Annotated in this window: 18 protein-coding genes and 1 tRNA gene; 10 read left to right on the top strand and 9 right to left on the bottom strand. The window is 63.6% G+C overall.

From position 1 onward, the window contains the following. Positions 1-36: 36 nt before the first annotated feature. Both FS388_RS00725 and FS388_RS00720 read right to left on the bottom strand, forming a co-directional pair. The gene (locus FS388_RS00725; RefSeq protein WP_246836240.1) at positions 37-696 is read right to left on the bottom strand and encodes a hypothetical protein; all 660 of its coding nucleotides are present in this window, start codon (positions 694-696) and stop codon (positions 37-39) included. A gap of 89 nt (positions 697-785) precedes the next feature. Beyond that, positions 786-2156 carry a CitMHS family transporter gene (locus tag FS388_RS00720; RefSeq protein ID WP_146338736.1) on the bottom strand — a complete coding sequence of 457 codons (1371 nt, stop codon included), beginning with the start codon at positions 2154-2156 and terminating at the stop codon, positions 786-788. Positions 2157-2295: 139 nt separating this feature from the next. Here FS388_RS00720 and FS388_RS00715 point away from each other — a divergent pair, with 139 nt between their 5' ends. The 8 genes from FS388_RS00715 to FS388_RS13390 all read left to right on the top strand — a co-directional run bounded on the left by FS388_RS00715 (position 2296) and on the right by FS388_RS13390 (position 9933). Then, on the top strand, positions 2296-3498 hold the full coding sequence (locus FS388_RS00715; RefSeq protein WP_210410209.1) for a Spo0B domain-containing protein: 1203 nt from the start codon (positions 2296-2298) through the stop codon (positions 3496-3498). A 3-nt stretch (positions 3499-3501) separates the two neighbouring features. Beyond that, the gene (locus FS388_RS13100) at positions 3502-3939 is read left to right on the top strand and encodes an ATP-binding protein (RefSeq protein WP_210410257.1); all 438 of its coding nucleotides are present in this window, start codon (positions 3502-3504) and stop codon (positions 3937-3939) included. After that, positions 3936-4640: a response regulator gene (locus tag FS388_RS00710; RefSeq protein ID WP_246836239.1), complete on the top strand. Its 705-nt coding sequence runs from the start codon at positions 3936-3938 to the stop codon at positions 4638-4640. Before FS388_RS13100 ends, FS388_RS00710 begins: the two co-directional genes overlap by 4 nt. A 108-nt stretch (positions 4641-4748) precedes the next feature. After that, on the top strand, positions 4749-5834 hold the full coding sequence (locus FS388_RS00705; RefSeq protein WP_146338732.1) for a maleylacetate reductase: 1086 nt from the start codon (positions 4749-4751) through the stop codon (positions 5832-5834). Positions 5835-5975: 141 nt separating this feature from the next. Continuing rightward, a complete protein-coding gene (locus FS388_RS00700) occupies positions 5976-6935 on the top strand; it encodes a VOC family protein (RefSeq protein WP_146338728.1) in 960 nt (319 codons plus the stop codon). An 8-nt stretch (positions 6936-6943) separates the two neighbouring features. After that, on the top strand, positions 6944-7594 hold the full coding sequence (locus FS388_RS00695; protein ID WP_168198544.1) for an alpha/beta hydrolase: 651 nt from the start codon (positions 6944-6946) through the stop codon (positions 7592-7594). Between the two features lie 463 nt (positions 7595-8057). Beyond that, positions 8058-9080, top strand: coding sequence for a ParA family protein (locus FS388_RS00690; RefSeq protein WP_146338723.1), 1023 nt, complete (start codon positions 8058-8060; stop codon positions 9078-9080). Beyond that, positions 8977-9933: an SIR2 family protein gene (locus tag FS388_RS13390; RefSeq protein ID WP_146338721.1), complete on the top strand. Its 957-nt coding sequence runs from the start codon at positions 8977-8979 to the stop codon at positions 9931-9933. Before FS388_RS00690 ends, FS388_RS13390 begins: the two co-directional genes overlap by 104 nt. Positions 9934-10598: 665 nt before the next feature. Here FS388_RS13390 and FS388_RS00680 read toward each other — a convergent pair. The 6 genes from FS388_RS00680 to FS388_RS00655 form a co-directional block, all read right to left on the bottom strand. Then, positions 10599-10671: transfer RNA gene (locus FS388_RS00680), tRNA-Arg, on the bottom strand. 37 nt (positions 10672-10708) lie between these two features. Then, on the bottom strand, positions 10709-11035 hold the full coding sequence (locus FS388_RS00675) for an antibiotic biosynthesis monooxygenase (RefSeq protein ID WP_146338718.1): 327 nt from the start codon (positions 11033-11035) through the stop codon (positions 10709-10711). Between the two features lie 49 nt (positions 11036-11084). After that, a complete protein-coding gene (locus tag FS388_RS12950) occupies positions 11085-13226 on the bottom strand; it encodes an intein-containing Rv2578c family radical SAM protein (protein ID WP_168198542.1) in 2142 nt (713 codons plus the stop codon). Between the two features lie 137 nt (positions 13227-13363). Then, positions 13364-14011 carry an NAD(P)-dependent oxidoreductase gene (locus FS388_RS00665; RefSeq protein ID WP_146338716.1) on the bottom strand — a complete coding sequence of 216 codons (648 nt, stop codon included), beginning with the start codon at positions 14009-14011 and terminating at the stop codon, positions 13364-13366. 72 nt (positions 14012-14083) lie between these two features. Next, entirely contained in the window at positions 14084-15346 is a 1263-nt protein-coding gene (locus FS388_RS00660) for a beta-propeller fold lactonase family protein (RefSeq protein WP_146338713.1), read from the bottom strand. A 6-nt stretch (positions 15347-15352) separates the two neighbouring features. Beyond that, positions 15353-15766, bottom strand: a complete 414-nt coding sequence (locus FS388_RS00655) for an RDD family protein (RefSeq protein WP_146338711.1) — start codon at positions 15764-15766, stop codon at positions 15353-15355. A 164-nt stretch (positions 15767-15930) separates the two neighbouring features. Here FS388_RS00655 and glnA point away from each other — a divergent pair, with 164 nt between their 5' ends. Further along, positions 15931-17358, top strand: a complete 1428-nt coding sequence (gene glnA, locus FS388_RS00650; RefSeq protein WP_146341797.1) for a type I glutamate--ammonia ligase — start codon at positions 15931-15933, stop codon at positions 17356-17358. Between the two features lie 70 nt (positions 17359-17428). Here the strand turns inward: glnA and FS388_RS00645 are convergent, their stop codons facing one another. Continuing rightward, positions 17429-18346: a LysR family transcriptional regulator gene (locus FS388_RS00645; RefSeq protein WP_146338708.1), complete on the bottom strand. Its 918-nt coding sequence runs from the start codon at positions 18344-18346 to the stop codon at positions 17429-17431. Between the two features lie 82 nt (positions 18347-18428). Between FS388_RS00645 and FS388_RS00640 the strand changes: the two genes are divergently transcribed. Further along, positions 18429-19127 carry a LysE family translocator gene (locus FS388_RS00640; protein WP_168198541.1) on the top strand — a complete coding sequence of 233 codons (699 nt, stop codon included), beginning with the start codon at positions 18429-18431 and terminating at the stop codon, positions 19125-19127. The last annotated feature ends 22 nt before the right edge of the window (positions 19128-19149 follow it).

The following is a 19149-nucleotide window of genomic DNA, read 5'->3' as shown; positions in this document are numbered from 1 at the left end:
CGACCTGGTGCCCGGGCCTCCTGCGAGGTCCGGGCACTACTCGTTCTGGCTGCTCTTGTCGGGACGCACCAGCAGGAACATCAGTCCCATAATGACCACACCCGCGCCGATGGACGCTGCGATCGCGCCCTCTTCGCCGAAGAGGCCCTCCAGGAAATTCCGGGCAGGAGATTCCGGATCGGCGAGTGCTGCGATGACGAAGGCGCCGACGACGATGATTGCCAGCGCTGAGCCGAGGTAGCGCTTCCAGGCGGAGCCGCCGCTCTTCTGCAGGGATTCGCCGGCCTTAGCGACCTGTTTGGCGCGGAGCACTCTGAGTGCGCCGACGCTGCGGAGCATGCGAAGGATCTGCATGGGCCCGATGCTGAAGATGGTGGCGATGATGGTCAGCGCGGTGAGCAGGATGAGCCACCAGTTGCGCCGGACCCAGTCGACTTTTTTGGGGGAGACGAGGAAGAGGACGACTGTTTCGACGACCAGGACGACGCTGGCGCCCCACAGCCCGACGTGGCCGATCATTTCGAAGGGCTCATCGAACAGGGTCAGGAACACTGACGGCACCGAGACGATCGCGGCGATGAGCACCGGCCAGGCCAGGCGGGTCTCCCACTGCTCCCCGATCTCTTCGGTGCGCTCCTCGGAGAGTCGGCCGAGGGCTGCGGCGTAGAGGTCCTGCGCTTCGGACTTCAGGTGCATGCGCCTCAGACACCCGCCTCGTGGGAGGTGCGTGCGTTCTGGGGTGCCGGGCGTGTCACCCCGTCAGCGTACCTAACGCCGCCGCCGGCTCAGCTCCAGGGGATCGCGCCCACGCCGAGCGAGACGGCCAGGACCACGACGCTGAAGATCCACATGGGGAAGAAGGAGTACTTGATGTGCTTGCCGATGTCCGCGCCGGCCAGCCCGAGGCCCAGCCAGAGGGATGCGTTGAGGGGGCTGATGTAGGTGCCGATGACGTTGCCCACGATGACCGTGTAGGTCACAGCGAGGGTGTCCACGCCGACCTGTGATGCGATGCCTTCGACCAGGGGCAGCAGGGCGAAGTAGTGGGCGTCGGTGCTCAGGAGCAGCTCCAGTGGGAGTCCGAGGACGCCCACGATGAGGTGGAGGTAGGGGATGGAGGATTCGGGCAGGAGGCCGACTGCGTCTGAGGCGAGCGACTCCAGCATGCCGGACTCCTGCAGGATGCCGAGGAAGCATGCGGCGGCGAAGATGATCGCCCCGGTGCCCAGGGCGGCTCCGCCGTGTGCGCGGATGCGCTCCATCTGGTCGGAGACTTTGGGGTAGTTGATGATGAGCGCCGCACACAGGGCGATGAGGAAGCAGAGTGCCGGGGGGACGATTTCGGTGACGAGGAGAGTCATGGCGGTGAGGACCAGGACGGCGTTGAGCCACATCTTCGTCCGGGTGGCGTCGGCGGGCTGCTCGGACCCGGCCGCCCAGTCTGCGCTGGCTGCGGTGTCCGGCTCTGCGGTGCCGATGCCGGTGTCGCTCGCGTCGCTGCCGGATCCGCCGCCGGCGTAGGCGAGGACCTTCTGGTGAGCAGCGATGCGGGCCCTCTCGCGGTACCCCAGGATGACGGCCATGCCGACCAGCAGCACCAGGCTGATGATCTGCACGGGGATGAGGTCGCGCCAGATGGTGACGGGGTCCAGGTCCAGTGCTGCCGCGGATCGGCCGACGGGACCGCCCCAGGGGAGCATGTTCAGGATGCCCATGCTGGTGCCCACGAGCAGCAGCAGCAGGTATCGGCTCATCCCGAGCCGCTGGTACAGCGGCAGCAGCGCGGGGATGGTGATGAGGAAGGTCGAGGCGCCGGCGCCGTCCAGGTGGCACACGGCGGCCAGCAGCACGGTGCCCACCGAGACGGCCACGACGTTTCCTCGCGTGAGCTTCACCGTAAGGCTGATGAGGGGGTTGAACAGGCCCGCATCATTCATGATCCCGAAGAAGATGATGGCGAAGATCAGCATCACCGCAACGTCCATGACCGAGCCGAGGCCGGTCTCGAAGAAGTCGCTGATCTCGCCGGGCGTGAAGCCTGCGATGAGGGCGCCCACGATGGGGATCACCGTGAGACCCACCACTGGGGATATGCGTCCCAGGATCAGCAATGTCGTCATAGTCCCGATGACCGCCAGGCCGACTAGGCTGAGCATGTGTCCTCCGTGTAGGTATGTGCCGCCCGTGACCCGGGCCACACTCACTCTCCGGCATAAGTGGCGCAGGTCACGCGCTTAATCGCAATAGGGTGATATTGGTCATATTGGTCGCAGCTCCCTGGGGCAGAATGGTCTGGTGCGACTTTCGCTGACGACCTACCTCTTCCTGCTCAACACGGTTCTCCTCGCGGCCGCCGTGGCTGCAGTGGGAGCGCTCTGGTTCGCCCATCACCACCGTGTGGTTCAGGCTGAGGGGGAGGAACGAGCCATGGTGATGGCCCAGTCCGTCGCCGCCATGCCGGCCGTTCGGGACGGCCTGGCGTCCGAGGACCCCTCCCAGGAGCTCGGCCCGATGGCCGAAAGGCTCCGCGAGGCCTCCGGGTTCGAGTACATCGTGGTCGCTGACGAGGAAGGCATCCGGCATTCCCACCCTGTTGAGGACGCGATCGGCCAGCCCTCGAGCATCGACGCCTCCTCCGTGCTGGCCGGCAGCGAATGGACAGGCGTCGAGCGGGGGCCTGCCGGACTCACACTCAGGGCGCGGACACCCATATGGGGCGAGGACGGCGAGGTGATCGGGTACGTCTCGGTGGGAATCCTCACCTCCGACATCGACGGAGCCATCTCAGAGGCGCTGCCCGTCATTGCCGGGACCCTTATGACCGCCCTGCTTCTCGGCGGGGCGGGTGCCTACGTGATCTCCCGGCGCATCCGCGCGCGCACCCACGGGCTGGAGCCCCATCAGATCACCGAGCTGCTCGACAGCCGCGAAGCCCTCCTCTACGCCATCAGCGAGGGAGTGATCGCAGTCGATCACGACGGCCGAATCGTCCTGGCCAACGATGCGGCACGCAGTCTGCTGGGCCTGAGCGCCGAGGACATAGGTCAGCTGCCGGAACAGGCGAGCCTTCCCCCAGAGGCTGACCAGCTGCTCAGCGGCGATGGCCCCTCCAGCGATGAGCTCCTGAGCATCGGAGACAGGATCGTCGTCTGCAGCCGACGGCCGGTGCGCGTCGGCGAGGTCGACGGAGGTGCCGTCATCACCCTGCGCGACCAGACTGAGCTGACCCAGCTCACCGGCGAGCTCGACGGCGCACGCACCGTCACTAGGGGCCTCCGCGCCCAGCGGCACGAGTTCGCCAATCGGATCCACACGGTCGCAGGCATGCTGGAGCTGGGAGCCGTCGAGCGCGCCAAGGACTACCTCACCGAGCTCTCCGCAGCGACGATCAGAGCCAACGCGCAGGTGACCGAACGCATCGGCGACCTCACTCTGAGCGCCCTCATCCTGGCCAAATCCGTCCAAGCCTCCGAACAGGGAACGGCGCTCGACGTATGACCACTGAGCTGGCTGGGAGGTGAGTTCGAGGGACGCCTGCGCGACGACCTCCTGCTCATCGTCGGCAATCTCGTCGACAACGCGCTCGAAGCGACAGGCGACGGGGAATGGGTGGAGCTTCTCGTGCGGCAGCACGCCGTTGCCGGGAACGCTCACGATCACCTGAGCCCCTCCCGAGGTCTCGTCGAGATCCGTGTCACCGACTCCGGCCCCGGCGTGAGCCCCGAGACTGCGCAGCAGATATTCGCGGCAGGATTCAGCACCAAACAGACCCAAGGAAGCGACCGCAGGGGCCTCGGGCTCGCCCTGGTGCGCCAGGCATGCCGCCGATGGGGAGGAAACGTCGAAGTGGACACTGCCGAACGCACTGTCTTCACCGCCTACATCCCCGCACCAGCCCCGGCCGAAGCCGCAGCCGCCCCCGCGGAGGCCTCACTGTGAGCCGCAGAGGCACCATCAGTGTCCTCGTCGTCGACGATGACGTGCGCGTGGCCCAGAACCACCGGGAGCTCGTGGACTCGATGAGCGGCTTCTCCGTCGTCGCCGCCGCCCACACCGCCGGCGAGGCGCTCGCCGCAGTGAGGAAGCACGGGCCAGACCTGGTGCTCCTGGACCTGTTCCTGCCCGATGCCTCGGGCCTGGACGTGCTCAACGAACTGCGCGGGCCGCAGGCGGAGGCTCAGGGGGGCCTCGTGGATGTCCTGGTCATCACGGCGCTGCGCAACGTGGAGCACGTGCGCACGGCACTGCACAGCGGCGCGGTGTACTACCTTCTGAAGCCCTTTCCGCTGTCTGTGCTCAGGGAGCAGCTGGAGCGCTACGCGGCGGCTCAGCGCAAGATGACTCAGATGGGCACGGCCACCCAGGACGATGTGGACGGTCTGCTGGGTCTGCTGCGCCCGCGGGGGAGGAGCCAGCCCCTGCCCAAGGGGCTGACGTCAGCAACGGCCGACCTGGTCGCGGAGACTCTTCGCGAAGCTGGTACGGATCTCTCCGCTGCCGAGGTGTCTGCCCGCATCGGCGTCGCCCGTGTGACGGCCCGACGCTATCTGGAGCACCACTGCGCCGAGGGCAGAGCTCAGCTGCAGATGAGGTACGGGTCGGCCGGCCGCCCGGAGCACCGCTACCGGTGGGCCGCATAGGCTCCGAGCCATGAGCGCCCCCTACGCCGGGACATTGCGCAGTACACTGTGGCCCATGACATGCACCGTCCTGCGGTGATCTGACGGAGAGGCGGACACGTGGCCACGATGGCGTTCAGTCACCAGACGCTTGGTCAGCGAGTGAGCTTCGGAGTGGGCAATACGGCGTCTGATCTCGCGGGAGAGGTCGAACGGTTCGCCGAATCGACAGGCGCTCCCCAACGGGTCATGCTCATCGCTGCAGAGAGCGCCGGGGATACGGCCGCTGAGGCTGCCAGCGGCCTGCCGGTGGTCCACTCCCATCGTGGTGCTGCCCGTCATGTGCCCCTGGAGGATGCCCAAGCCGCCCGCGTCGAGGCGCAGCGCTCAGAGGCTGACCTTCTGGTGGCGATCGGAGGAGGCTCTGCCGTCGGACTGGCGAAGGCTGTCGCACTGACCCACCGGCTGCCGATCATCGCAGTGCCCACGACCTACTCCGGCTCCGAGGGCACCAACATCTGGGGTATGACTGAAGCCGGCACAAAGACCACGGGGGCGGATGATTTCGTGCTTCCGGCCGCTGTCGTCTACGACGCTGAGCTCGTTCGTGACCTGCCGGCAGATCTCACGGTCGCCTCGGGCCTCAATGCTCTGGCCCACTCCATCGACGGTCTCTGGGCCCCGGGGGCCAACCCGATCAACACCGCATGGGCCGGCGAGGCGATGCGCGCCCTGTCTGAGGGGCTGCCGAAGGTGGCGAGCGATCCGCGTGCCAGCGAGCCTGGCCGCCAGCAGATGCAGTACGGCGCGTACCTCTCTGCGGTGGCCTTCGCCTCCACCGGGTCAGCCCTGCATCATAAGATCTGCCACGCTCTGGGCGGCGCGTTCAACCTCCCGCATGCTGAGACGCACGCGGTGGTGCTGCCCTACGTGCTCGCCTTCAACGCTCCGGAGGCCCGATCTGCGGCCGAGCGCATTGCTGAGGCCTTCGGCGCTGAAGATCCGGTGGAGGGGCTGATGGCGCTGCGGGCAGCCATCGGCGCGCCCGGGGCCCTTCGCGACCATGGCCTCGACGAGGCCGATCTTGACCGTGCTGCGGAGCTGGTGCTGGCCGCTGCCCCTTCCAGCAACCCGCGTCCTGTCTCCGCCTCCGATGCGCGGCGCATCGTGCGTGCTGCCTGGGCGGGAGAGGATCCGGCGGCGCTGAGCCGCTGATCGGGCTGCGGCAGCGTCACGCTTGCGCGTCGCGGCATTCCTGGTCCGACTGGTGCCGACTCATGCTTGACGTGATCGGGTGCCGGCGTAAAATGAGCCTTGCGGTGTGAGGTAAATCACACTCATAAAGAGAGGCTCACCATGACGTACCTGCTCGGCTCTCACCACGTCACGCTTTCTGTCGCGGGCGCACAGGAGGATGTGGACTTCCACACCAAGGTCCTTGGTCTGCGGTTCATCAAGAAGACCGTCCTCTATGACGGTTCGATCCCGGTCTACCACCTCTATTACAGCAATGCGAACGGGGATCCCTCGTCGGTGGTCACCACGTTCCCCTGGGGGCATCAGGGAGTCTTCGGGAAGCGAGGCACGAATCAGGCTCGCGAGGTGATGCTCTCCGTTCCGGCGGCCTCCATGGATTTCTGGGCCGAGCGGCTGAAGAGCTTCGCCATCGACTTCGCTCAGGAGGAGCTCTTCAACGAGCGTCGAATCCTGCTCAACCACCCGAGCGGCCTGGAGTACGTGCTGGTGGGCGCCGAGGGTGACCCGCGCGTCGGTCACCCGGGCCACGGTGTTCCGCCGGAGCATGCGGTGCACGGCATCTACGGTATGGGCATTCACGCCTACGACATGGACCGGATGGTCGAGTTCGTCGACGATGTCTTCTTCAAGGCGGGGGAGATCAGCGAGACCGGACACGTGGCGCGCTTCCGTCTCGGCTCGGATGCGCACGGCAACTGGGTGGAGCTGCGCGGGAATCGCACTGATGAGCAGGGCACGTGGCGCTTCGCGGCCGGCACCTACCACCACTTCGCCTGGAACCTGGACACTTTGGACAACCAGGAGGCGGTGAAGTTCGACATTGAGGGTGCTGGCTACACCGACGTCTCGGAGCTGAAGGATCGCACCTACTTCAAGTCGCACTATGTGCGGACCCCAGGAGGAGCTCTGTTCGAGCTGGCGGTCACTCATGAGGACGGCGGATGGGACTGCGACGAGTCTCCGGAAGAGCTGGGGAAGCAGTTCATGATTCCGCCGCACTTCGAACAGGATCGCGAGAAGATCATGGCCCAGCTGGAGCCGATCACCGTGGAGGACTGATCCCTCGGATGCGCTCCCACTCCGAGATCGCCCCCATCACGCATGGTGAGAGCGCTGACGATGCTGGCGCAGTCGTCTATGGAGTTCACGGCCGTACCCAAAGCCCCGAGTTCATCCGGGAGCTGGCGGATCGCGTGAACCTGCCCGGGCTGCACTGGGTGATTCCGTCTGCCGCGGATCATTCCTGGTACCCGGGCGGGTTCATGGCCGATCCGGAGGAGAACCAGCCGCAGCTGGGGGAGGCGCTGGCTGTCGTGGATGCCCAACTGGGGCGGCTGCTCGCCGATCGTGACGCCGGCGGGCCGCCCGTGGTGGTGCTCGGCTTCTCCCAGGGTGCGTGTCTGCTGGCCGAGTACCTGCTGACGCGACAGCCGCGGGTGGATGGTGCGGTCCTGCATACCGGCGGGTACATGGGGCCCGATGTGCGCAGCTTTGCGCCGGCGTCGGGGGCACCCCTCAGAACGGTGTCGGTCGAGCTGTTCTGCGCAGATGAGGACCCCTGGGTGCCGCTGCACCGGGCCAAGGAGACGGCATCAGCGTTCGAGGCACTCGCTGCGGCGACGACATTGACCGTCTACCGCGACAGTGAGCACCACATCACCGACCATGCCGTCTCGCGGATCCGCCCCTACCTGCAGGAGTGGCTGATTGCACAGTAGTTCGCTTGTCCAAACGCCTACCGTTACATCGGCGGTCCGGAATGCGAAAGCTAGGGGACGAGATGTGTCAACTCTTCAGAGAGTTCCAACGCCTGACGGGAAGGAACTACCCGCCAGGCGTTATCGCCGATTACTTTTTCATGCGTCACGACTCTGTAGAAGTCAGCTCGGTCTACTAGCGCGGCTGCCCAGTAAATCCGCTCAAGTGGACTGGTCCGTGTACGGAGCAATATCGCGGTAAAGAGTCGTCGATTTCACGCACGCACGTAAGTCGGCGATTTCAGAGCAAGGCCACGCTTGGGGTAGCTCAGCCTGCGTGAGCGTGTGACATCGCAAGCTGGTACGGGAGTCCCATCAGCCTTTTATAGGCGGAAGACTTATGCCTCCCTGACCGCTCTTTGGGGCCAAGGTGGGTGACGTCATCCTCAGGAGGCCTAGCTCAGCACTAGTGTATTGTTCAGACATGGATCGGAATGTCTCAACAATTGTCTTCTTCAACAATAAGGGTGGAGTCGGGAAGACGACCCTGGCTTGCAACTTCGCGCACTACGCAGCCGAGGAATTGAATCTCGATGTGACGATCCTCGACTTAGACCCTCAGGCGAATGCGACGCAGCTCGTGCTCACTGATAACCAATGGCAAGAGATCTACGCAGATTTCGACCGCAGCGAAGACGAAAGTATTATGCGAGCGTTCCGTGACATTCGTGATGGGGATTCGTCTGTCCCCACCGACTTGCGATTCCATGAGTCGTTCCGGTTCAAGTGCAAAGTGCTCGCTGGCCATCCTTCGATGTCGACAGTCGAGGACCTGCTGAGCCAAGCTTGGACAGAATTGCGTGCAGGCGACGTAGGTGGCGCCCGTCGAACGAACTGGTTGCACACCCTCAGGCAGTCCATCGACTCAGAGCTTGTCATCATTGACTTGGGCCCAAGCCTCGGGGCGCTTAACCGAAGCGCACTTCTAAGCTCAACCCACTTCATGACCCCCATGGCGGCAGATCTATTCAGCCTGTACGCCTTGAAGAATATAGGGGAGTGGATGCACCGTTGGATTGCTGAATACACGGACAGTATGCATCGTGCGCTTGAAGGGAATGCAACGAGTCAACGACTTAGGAAGCTTCCGCAAACTCCAGAAGTCCAAGAGGGATATCTTGGGTACACCGTTCAGCAATATATGGCAAAGAAAACTAATGGTGAGTACCGTCCGACTGTTGCTTACGACCGCTTCAAAAGTCAAATACCGGACCATGCGATGGCTTTGAAGAACATTTCAGCCGGCGAAATGGACTACGACTTAGGAATCGTTCCGAACATGTTTGCCATGGTTCCTTTAGCGCAAGCAGTGCACGCACCGATCCGCGCGTTGGTTCCCAGCGATGGCGTGCGAGGCGCCCAAAACTACCAAAAACAGCGGTACACCGAGAGCCTCGACCAAATATTCCGGCGCATCGCGGAGAATGCGGGGCTTTCGAATGAGTGAATATTGGCCAGTACAAGTTGTCGAGGCGGCCAGGCGGCAAGAGCTTGTGGTGGTCGTGGGGGCGGGAGTCTCATACAACAGTGTGCAGGGTGGCTTACGACCTCCAACGTGGGTGGACCTCATACGCCGGTTGGCTGACGCAGCTAAGTTGAGGGGCGAAGTATCGAGGGTCCTCGATTCGCTTCTGGAGGCATATTCTCTGCTGGAAGCAGCTGAGCTTGTATACGCGACCGCCGCCGATAATTCGCGTCTCGCTGATGTTCGGCGCACTCTAAGAGATGCCACTGACGGACCCGAAGGGGCGCATTTCAAGCCAAACGAGTGGCATGATGCCCTTATGCAATTGGGCCCTACGGGCCCCCGAGTTGTCGTAACCACGAACTATGACAGGATCATCGAGCGCGGCTCAGACAATACTTTTCAAAAACACGAACATGACTCGAAGACAGTCGGTCAAGATATACGAAACGGTCTACCTACTCTGATTAAAGTACACGGGTCCGTTGACACGTTAGAGAACACCATACTAAATCAATCGGATTATACAAGACTGAGCATCACTGGTTCGCACGTAATGGATGTTTTGAGGGCACTATTTTTGACGCGAACTGTTTTGTTTTTAGGTTACTCTATGGGCGATCCGGATATTCAACTTGTCCTACAGAATGTCCAGCCGATAATGGGACAGACGCCGGCCCACTACGTATTGTGTGAAGACGTGGTCTCCTATAAGCGTTCTATGCTTCAGACTTCGTTCGGTGTCACGCCAATCACCTATCCCACGAATAGTCATGACAAGGGGCTGGAAATGCTGGAAGAACTCGCCGAACGTTCGCGGGCTGTGGGCGCATAGCCTGATTGGACACCCTACTGGTCCGCAGAGTGTGTACGACTTAGGGTGCTCGACTCCGACTGACGGGCGTTCAGAGCGCATGGGGGTGCCTAATATTTTCCTCTGCAGTTCCCTGCGTTAAAGATGTTCCAGTACAGGTCTCCTGAAGCCTTATTCGCCGCACAAGCCGGGCATTTGGTCTAGTGGCCTGACTCCCCAGCTCGGGCTTTTCGCCGGTCTTCGACAACGGCCGCTGGGGTTGTGGGTCCTATGGCAATTCAGGGGCCCCGGGGTTGTTGCCCGGGTCGGTCTTTCGTGCAAAGTTCAGCGTCGCAAGATCTGCGGGTTCATGGTGGTTAAGGTCTTAGACACGGTCCAAGGTCCTGTGGAGCTCCAGGAGACCAAGGTGCTTATTTCGCGCCCCAAACGGAACGCATTTTTATAAGATTGTGATGGAGCGACATGTGCATTTCGAGGCTTAGAGCCGTCCGTCGAGAGGGCGCAGAGAGTCTTCGATATGAGCGTTACGGACCAAGACCGTAAGATAAAGTAGACCCGAGAGGATTATGTGTTTGCGATTAAGCCGCTATCTGGCGTCTTGGCATCTGCGGAACGTCCCCAACCGAGCAATGTTCATCGAACCAGACGGCGTCTGCTGTTTTCGCCGCACATGCCATATACGGGAGTGCCCCCAGGAGGATTCGAACCTCCGACCTTCGGTACCGGAAACCGACGCTCTATCCCCTGAGCTATGGAGGCGGGGGTCGCTTTCAGCGACCGACCCAGATTACCAGAGTCAGGCGCTCACTGAGACTTCGTAGCTCCACAGTTCAGCCGACATGCCCACCGGCTTCTGCTTGGGCGCCTCATCCTGGTCCTTCTCCGCGTGGGATGCGCCGAACCGTTCCGAGTTCCGCCAGTTCTCGTAATCCTCTTCAGAGTCCCAGCGCGTCACCACCAGCCACGTAGTGCGCTCGTCCGTAGGCTTCAGCAGCTCGAAGCCCTGGAACCCAGGGGTGCCCTTCATGGAGTCCTGTCGCGCGGCGAAGCGGTGGCCCAGCTCGTCGCCGGAGCCGGCGGGCACAGTGATGGCGTTGATCTTGATGACGGGGGAGTGAGCCATACCAGGAGTCTATCGGGCGTCGCGACCGAATGTCGGGTCCCCAAGGGCATCAGAACAGTGCGCCCTGGCTGGTCGCGGAGAGCTCCAGACCTGGGATCTCTGCCTGGGCGCTGGTGGAGGCTGAGTCACTGGTCGGCTCGTCCGGGGACATGCGCGCCCGCCAGCGCAGATCACCGTCCCGAACGAACCCATGGCGCCGCCGCGCCTCGGCTGCGCGGGCGCTGAGCCACTGCTTGTAGTCCTTCGACGCGTACGTACCGAAACCCCGCCTGCCGGTGTACAGCTGGCGGTACTTCGGAACGAGCGCAGGGTGCTCCTGCTGCAGCCATTGCATGAACCATTCTCGTGCGCCAGGCCGCAGGTGCAGGGCGCCCGTGCTGACCCAATGCGCTCCAGCCTCGCGAAGCGCGCCGTGCAGCCAGTCCAGGTGGTGCTCCGAGTCGGTCAGCCACGGCAGGATGGGCATCGCCAGGACATTGACGTCCAGGCCCGCGTCGGCAACCGCCTTCACCAAGCTCAGACGGGCGGATGGGTTCGGTGTGCCCGGCTCTACCGCCTGCTGAAGGTTCGGATTCATGATGGCGAGGGAGACGGCCACCGAGACGTCGACCTTTTCGGAAGCTTCCACGAGCAGCGGCAAGTCGCGCTTCAGCAGCGGCCCCTTCGTCAGGACGGAGAAGGGCGTTCCGGAATCCGCAAGGGCCCGGATGATGCCCGGCATGAGCTGATACCGTCCCTCCATGCGCTGATAGGGGTCGGTATTGGTGCCCAGGGCCACATGCTCCCGCTTCCACGAGGGCTTCGACAACTCTGCTCGCAGAACCTCAGCCACGTTCGTCTTTACGACGATCTGGGTGTCGAAGTCCTCGCCGGCGTCCATGTCCAGATACTCGTGAGTCCGGCGGGCAAAACAGTTGTGGCTTACGACCCCATTGGCGATGAAGTCGCCAGTCCCAGTAGTGATGTCGATCATCTGCTGCTCATATCCCAGGTCCTCGATCGAGGTGACGTGCAGCTGGGCGAAGGTCTTGACGGCTCGTCCAGCCATGGAGAGCTTTCGTGTGACCGCGGGGTTCACCAGGTGAAAGAAGCGCCGGTAGGAAGTGGCGGCGCCAGTCAGCCTGATCGTGGTGACGCCGATACTATTGACCGGCTCTCTGACGAAGGGCATCTCGAATGTCTCAAGAGCCGCCTCGATGTGGGTGAGGACCTCGTCCTCGCTGTTGGAGATCCGAAGAGCACTTCCGGAGAAGGAACCCTCGGCATCGAAGATCCCAGCCAGGTATCCCTTCTGCCAGTCTGCGGTGACATTCTCAGGCCATTCGATGAGGCTCCGGATTGCTGCATAGTTGGCCCGCGTCGAGGTATGGATCGCATCCATGGGTGACCGGGTGGCGCTGCCCTGCACATAGGGACGGCGATTGGTCAGGACTCCTTCAGCAGCCAGATACTCCTGGCTCCGTTGAAGCGCCTCAGCGTCTTTGAGGGCCAGTCGAAAGTGGGTGACCCGATACGGCTTCCCTGTGCTCTTCCTCGTATAGGTCCGATCAATCAGCATTCCGTCGCCTCGGATCATTCCGGTGAGGTACCCCTGACGGTAGGCGGGGGTGTGGACCGGAGCGGAATAGGCACTCAGAATACGTCCGAGCCCAAAGCCCATGAGTCTGTTGTTGGTGGTGAGGTAAGGGCGCTGCCCTTCGCCCCGAGGCAGGGGGGAGACGTACTTCCATCCTCGTTCGGTGAGGAAGCGGTGATCAGGGCTGCTCAACAGTTCCGTCCCATCGCGCAGGGTCACGCGTTGAGTCCGTTTACGGGTGTGCCAGAGGGCCTCGACCTCGGTCTCGACGAAATATCGATATCTCTCACCGGGCTCGGTGCCGATGATCTTGTCACCGACCCTGATGTCGCGAAGCGGCTTCTGGCGCCCGTCGGCCATCATGATCAGTGTCTCCGGGGCCAGACAGTAGCGGCACTGGTGCAGACATCCGCGGCTTGGATTCACGGTCCAGCTGAAGGGCATATTCGACTGGCCCGGGACCTTGTTCAGGGCCGTCTTGGCCGCGACCTCATGGAACGTGATGCCCTCGAACTCTGGCGTGCGGACGCTGCGGACGAGTCCCTGCATGGGAATGAGCGGCGCCGTGCCCGGCGCCCCGGGGCCCGCTTGGATCTTCTGACTCTCCCATCGCATGCGACATATTCGAACACAGATTCGAAAGAAGATCTACAGGAGGCGAAAGAGCCTTCGATTCAGGATGCTCTCAGACAGAGTTCGCAGCCTTCTTGTCTCAAGCCGCCACACGGTCACTGGCCCCCTGGTGCAGAACGTCAGTACGCCACGGCGAACCGCGTGCGGTGATGCCTCGGCGCCTCAACCTCGTCCACCAGAGCGATGGCCAGGTCGGCCGCAGACAGGTCGGACCGGCCCTCATCATCTGTGAGCAGCACACCGGAATCATCCGTCCGGTAGGTGCCGCGGCGCTCGCCAGGGTTGAACGCGCCGAAGCCCGCGGCAGGGGAGACGAAGAACCAGTCCAGCGCTTCGTCGCTGCGCTGAAGGTCCCCCCATACCTCCGTCATCTCGAAAGCCTCCGGTTTGGCCTGTTCCGGGAACTTCGACGTCTCAATCAGACGGGGCCCATCGGGCGAGACCCGCAGAGAGCCGGCCCCACCGATCACGCCCAGCCGCACGCCGTGCTTCTCCACCATGGGGATCAGCCTCTCAGCCGCCTGTTTCACCTGCCCCAGCATGTCCTCACGCGGGGCAATCGCCACCAGAATCACCTCCGCGCCATCCATGAGGCCCGCAAGGAATCCCTCGTCCTTCACATCCCCGCTCACATAGTTCACACCCTCAGTCGGAGACTCAGGGGCTCGCCGTGAGACGGCAGTGACCTCGTGGCCGCGGGACGCAGCTTCGCTCGCGATGTGGGAGCCGGCGTAGCCGGTGCCGCCGAGAACAGTGATTCGAGCCATGGTGCCCTCCTGGGGAGTTGATGTGGTGCTGACGCCCCTGACAACGCCCGGAAGCGCCGAACCCTTCCGGGCCTACTGCTCGACGGTGTCGTCGAAGATCATCAGCGCCCCGCCGTCGTGATAGTTCGACACCCATACGGTCCCCGACAGTTCGTCGTAGGTGACCCCGATGGGGAACTCGCCCGCGGGAAGCGTCTCGATCTCATCCAGGGTCTCAGCATCGAACTTCGAGATCGTGTTGTCGTAATAGTTCGCTGCGAACAGAGCCGTGCCGTCGGCTGAGATGTCCATGGTGCGGGGCTCGCGGCCCGTAGGCGTCGAATCGATGACGTCGTTGGTGTCGGTGTCGAACGCGACGATCTGATCTGAGCCCGAGAAGGTCGCATACAGCACACCGCCCTCCGGCGAGAGCACCAAGTGCCGGGGCCGCTCGCCCTGGTTGTAGAACATCTCGGCTTCGCCGGTCTCCAGGTCCACCTCGTAGATCTCGTTCGCGTACATGGCCGTCACATACACCGTTCGGTTGTCCGGCATGGGAGCGATGCCCCGGGGCTGCGAGTTCAGGCGGATGCGTTGGGTGGTCTCACCGGACTCGGCATCCACTACCGACAGGTCGTGATCGCACCAGTTCGACACCAGCAGCGTCGAGGCATCCGGCGTCACAGACAGGTATTTGGGCACGCGTCCCACCTCGATGAAGTCATCCCAGGTGCCCTCTTCGACGCTGTAGCGGAACAGTGCAGTCGGCTCCACCGCGTCACCGTTGCGGCAGTCGTCATAGGCGTCCGCGCCGTAGTCGCGGAAGCGGTACTGAGAGACGTATGCGTACTCGCCGTCCTCGGTCCACACCGCCTCCACCGGGGCTCCGGTGACCTCGTCCGGGTAGCCCTCGACGCCGAAATCAGCAGGGTTCAGCGTCGCATCGAGCTCCTGGACCAGCTCCCGCTCCTGGGTGTCATACAGGGTGGAGTTGTTCCTGTAGATCATGTTGTTCGCGATGGCGAGGCCGCGACCGTTGGACACCACCGACTTGGGAAAGATCGAAGGCTCCGTGATCGACTCGGCGAAGGCGAAGCCTGTGGTGTTCGATGGGGGACGATCAGGGATCTCCTCGTCGCCGGGCACAGCATCGTCCTCGTCCGCAGGGTCAGCGTCGTCCCCGCCGTCCTGCTCATCCCTCTCGCCGGTGTCGCCTTCAAGGGTGGGGCTGGGGATGCTCTCCTGCTCGGTCTCTGCTGACTGCTCCCCGTCGTCACCGCCGCATGCGGAGAGCATCACGGACAATCCGGCGCCGAGCACGAGCAGGCGCAGGGGGAGCGGGCGGGATTCAGTCATGATGCCTCACATCTGGACCTGGACAGTTCCCGCGATTCTGTCATGGGCGCCCCTGCCATCCGGGGATATCAGCAGCACGGGAAGGACCAGCAGCAGCATGGCGGTGCGGAGGCTGGACCATGCGAGCCCCGGCAGGGCTGGGCCGGACCCGGATCCCAGTCGCACCACCTGCGTCCGGACGAGTCGCTTGCCGATCGTCACACCGAGCAGGCCCACCAGCACCACATGCGTCAGCACGAAGATGCCCAGCGTTGCGAGCTCATTGAAGCTGAAGAAGGTGAGCGAGATCAGGGAGGCGATTCCCCAATCGATGAACAGGGCCAGCACCCTCCGCCCGAAAGGCGCCATCGCGCCCGGACCATCAGCTGGCAGCCCCAAAACGTCGCCGGGGTATCCGTCGTCATCTCGATCTGGGCTCACAGGCGACAAGTGTACGTCTGAGAGCCTCCGTTAACATGCCGGAAACATTTGCGTGACCAGCGGGAAACCGGAGAGTCGGTAGTGTGTCACGTGTCTGCCTGAGTCAGCTTCTGCTGCCGCTCAGGAGTCCGATGACCGACTCACACGATGAGGAGCAGTACCGCATGTTCTCCAGCCCCCAGGAAGTTCTCGACTACATCAAGAACGAGGACGTGAAGTTCGTCGACGTCCGCTTCACGGATCTGCCAGGCCTTCAGCACCACTTCAACGTCCCCGCGCACACCGTGGACATGGACTTCTTCGAAGACGGACAGCTCTTCGACGGATCCTCCATTCGCGGATTCCAGGGCATCCAGGAGTCGGACATGCAGCTGATTCCGGACCCCACCACGGCCTTCCTCGACGAGTACCGCGTGGCGAAGACCCTGGTGATGACCTTCTCCATCATCAACCCCCGCACCGGCGAGCCGTACGCCCGTGACCCCCGCGGAGTCGCCAAGAAGGCCGAGGAGTACCTCGCATCCTCCGGCATCGCAGACACCGCCTTCTTCGGCCCCGAGGCAGAGTTCTTCCTCTTCGACGAGGTCTCCTACAGCAATGCGCCGAACGAGTCCTTCTTCAAGCTCGGCGCACGCGAAGCCGGCTGGGGCTCAGGCAACAGCGGCGAGTACGGCGTCCCGGACGCCCACAAGCTCGCCACCAAGGGCGGCTACTACCCCGTGACCCCGCAGGACAAGACGGCTGAGGTCCGCGACGAGATCGTCCTGGCCCTTGAGCGCGCCGGCCTGTCCGTCGAGCGCTCGCACCACGAGGTGGCAGCGCCGGGCCAGCAGGAGATCAACTACAAGTTCAACACTCTGACGCTCGCCGCAGACGACGTCCAGAAGTTTAAGTACGTCGTGAAGAACACCGCTGCCAACTACGGCTACGCAGCGACCTTCATGCCCAAGCCAGTCTTCGAGGAGAACGGCTCCGGCATGCACTGCCACCAGTCGCTGTGGAGCGGCGGAGAGCCGCTGTTCTACGACGAGGCCGGCTACGCGAACCTCTCCGACACCGCTCGTTGGTACATCGGCGGCCTGCTGAAGCACGCCGATGCGGTGCTGGCCTTTGCCAACCCGACCGTCAACTCGTACAAGCGTCTCGTGAAGGGCTACGAGGCCCCGGTCTCTCTGGTGTACTCCCAGGGCAACCGCTCCGCGGCCATCCGTATCCCCATCACCGGCTCCAACCCCAAGGCCAAGCGCATCGAATTCCGTGCGCCCGACGCCTCGGGCAACCCGTACCTGGCTTTCGCCGCCATGATGATGGCAGGCCTGGACGGCATCAAGAACCGCATCGAGCCCCACGAGCCTGTCGACAAGGACCTCTACGAGCTCCCAGCCGACGAGCTCAAGGACATCCCCCAGGCGCCGGGCAGCCTCGAAGAGGCCCTGGCCGCGCTCGAGGCCGACCACGACTTCCTCCTCGAAGGCGGCGTGTTCACCGAAGAGCTCGTTCAGGCATGGATCGAGTACAAGCACGAAGAAGAGATCGACCCGATCCGCATGCGGACCACCCCCGCAGAGTTCGACCTGTACTTCAGCGTCTGATTCTCGGCTGAGCCGAACAGCAGCAAGGGCCCCGTCGTTGAGGCGGGGCCCTTGCGCGTCTGCAGTCCGTTCAGGGCTCCTCACTGCGCAGGCCAGCGTCTGCGGCGAGCCTATGAAGCGTCTTCAGTGCCGTGCTGACCGATCGAGTGCTTCCGCGCTCCTGCCGGACGTGAGCCACTACCCTGCGCTGGACCGCCGGACGATGCAGCGAGCGGATGCTCACCCGTGGGGCCGCGTCCTGGAGAGCCAGACGAGTCAGCACCGTGATGCCAACTCCAGCCTCCACGAGGCTCAGGGCGGCGTAGTGATCATCGAGCCGGGCCACCACATTCGGTGTGAAGCCGGCCGCTCTGCACGCGGACCGGATGATCCTGCTGGCCGGGGTCTCGAAGATGTCGTGGTCGACCCACAGCTCCTCCGCCAGCTCGTGCACGGCAACGACGTCCCGACTCTCGAGGTGATGACCAGCCGGCAGGGCCACATCGAACTCCTCGATGCCCAAGGGGCGTCGGAGATATCCGGGGAGGTGCTCGGAAGGGGCTTCGAGGCTCTCCTGGCGCACGTCGATGTCCGGCGGATGGAACGGGCTGCCGGCCGGCGCCTCGTTGAGACTGATCTCCACCACGATGCCCGGGGAGATCTGCCGCACGGCCGCCACCACATGCGGGAGCCATTCCTTCGCGGCCGAGGAGAACGACGACAGCGTGAGCTGATTGCCCTGACCGCGGCGCATGTCCTCGGCGGTGCGCTCCACGCGCTGCAGCGCCGCCAGAGCATCCCCTGCCTGCTCTGAGAGCTGCAGCGCAGCGGCGGTGGCCTGAAGGCCCCGGCCCCGTCGAGTGAAGAGCTCAAGCCCCGTCTCATGGGCCAGCTCCGCCATGTGCTGACTGACTGTCGCGGGGGAGTAGTGGAGACTGCGCGCTGCAGCTTGGAATGACCCCGCAGCGACGACGGCCTGCAGGACACGGAGGCGCTGTGGGTTCATCATCCATCTATTATTAGTCACTGCCGATCAATACTTCGAAAAAGATTGCTTGTCACGATGTATCTCTGCCGCGAGGATGAACGACGTGAATCTTGCCAGCTATGCGGGCCTCCTTGCCGCGGCCTTCGTCGTTGCCGTCACCCCAGGTCCCGACACGATGCTCTCCCTGCGCTGCGCGCTGTCCTCGCGCAGGGCCGGGGTCGGCGCAGCGACAGGGTCGTGCACGGCGATCTTCCTGTGGGCGGCACTGACAGCCTCCGGCCTCGCTGCGGTCTTTCAGGCGTCGCCCGTCGCCTACGACATACTGCGCACGGTGGGAGGGAGCTACCTCCTGTTTCTGGCGACACGGGCGATCATCACGGCGCGCCGCCGCATGAATGCGCCGCTTCTGCAGGCCGTCGGAGCTGGCGGGCCGGGCCTCAGCCCCGACGCTGCACGGGTCGTTGAAGAAGGCGCCCAGAAGCCTCCCACCCTGCGTTCGGGCTTCTTCGCGGGGCTTGCCACCTGCATGACCAACCCCAAGGTCGCCCTCTTCTTCCTGGCGCTGTTTCCCCAGTTCATGCCCGAGGACGGCACGCTGCTCTTCGCCGTCGTCGTCATGGGCGGCACCGTCGCCTGCACCATGTACGCCTATCTCATCGGAGTGGTCCTTCTCGTCGACGCGGCCAATCGCTGGCTCTCCAACCCCCGCGTGACCGGTTGGATCGAGATGGTCAGTGGGCTGATCCTGCTGGCGCTGGGCGCGTACATGGCCGTGTCCGGGACTCTGGCTCTGCTTCTCTGACTCCGCGCGCCTGCACAGCATT

This window comes from Nesterenkonia sp. NBAIMH1 (assembly GCF_007922635.1).
GTDB lineage: Bacteria > Actinomycetota > Actinomycetes > Actinomycetales > Micrococcaceae > Nesterenkonia > Nesterenkonia pannonica.
This window is presented reverse-complemented; position numbering and strand designations above follow the sequence as displayed.

What these genes read in the sequence shown, in the direction of transcription:
- FS388_RS00725 (WP_246836240.1), bottom strand. Translation starts at nt 696, where the DNA reads ATGCACCTGAAGTCCGAAGCGCAGGACCTCTACGCCGCAGCCCTCGGC.
- FS388_RS00720 (WP_146338736.1), bottom strand. Translation starts at nt 2,156, where the DNA reads ATGCTCAGCCTAGTCGGCCTGGCGGTCATCGGGACTATGACGACATTG.
- FS388_RS00705 (WP_146338732.1), top strand. Translation starts at nt 4,749, where the DNA reads ATGGCGTTCAGTCACCAGACGCTTGGTCAGCGAGTGAGCTTCGGAGTG.
- FS388_RS00700 (WP_146338728.1), top strand. Translation starts at nt 5,976, where the DNA reads ATGACGTACCTGCTCGGCTCTCACCACGTCACGCTTTCTGTCGCGGGC.
- FS388_RS00695 (WP_168198544.1), top strand. Translation starts at nt 6,944, where the DNA reads ATGCGCTCCCACTCCGAGATCGCCCCCATCACGCATGGTGAGAGCGCT.
- FS388_RS00690 (WP_146338723.1), top strand. Translation starts at nt 8,058, where the DNA reads ATGGATCGGAATGTCTCAACAATTGTCTTCTTCAACAATAAGGGTGGA.
- FS388_RS13390 (WP_146338721.1), top strand. Translation starts at nt 8,977, where the DNA reads ATGGCGTGCGAGGCGCCCAAAACTACCAAAAACAGCGGTACACCGAGA.
- FS388_RS00675 (WP_146338718.1), bottom strand. Translation starts at nt 11,035, where the DNA reads ATGGCTCACTCCCCCGTCATCAAGATCAACGCCATCACTGTGCCCGCC.
- FS388_RS12950 (WP_168198542.1), bottom strand. Translation starts at nt 13,226, where the DNA reads ATGCGATGGGAGAGTCAGAAGATCCAAGCGGGCCCCGGGGCGCCGGGC.
- FS388_RS00665 (WP_146338716.1), bottom strand. Translation starts at nt 14,011, where the DNA reads ATGGCTCGAATCACTGTTCTCGGCGGCACCGGCTACGCCGGCTCCCAC.
- FS388_RS00660 (WP_146338713.1), bottom strand. Translation starts at nt 15,346, where the DNA reads ATGACTGAATCCCGCCCGCTCCCCCTGCGCCTGCTCGTGCTCGGCGCC.
- glnA (WP_146341797.1), top strand. Translation starts at nt 15,931, where the DNA reads ATGTTCTCCAGCCCCCAGGAAGTTCTCGACTACATCAAGAACGAGGAC.
- FS388_RS00645 (WP_146338708.1), bottom strand. Translation starts at nt 18,346, where the DNA reads ATGATGAACCCACAGCGCCTCCGTGTCCTGCAGGCCGTCGTCGCTGCG.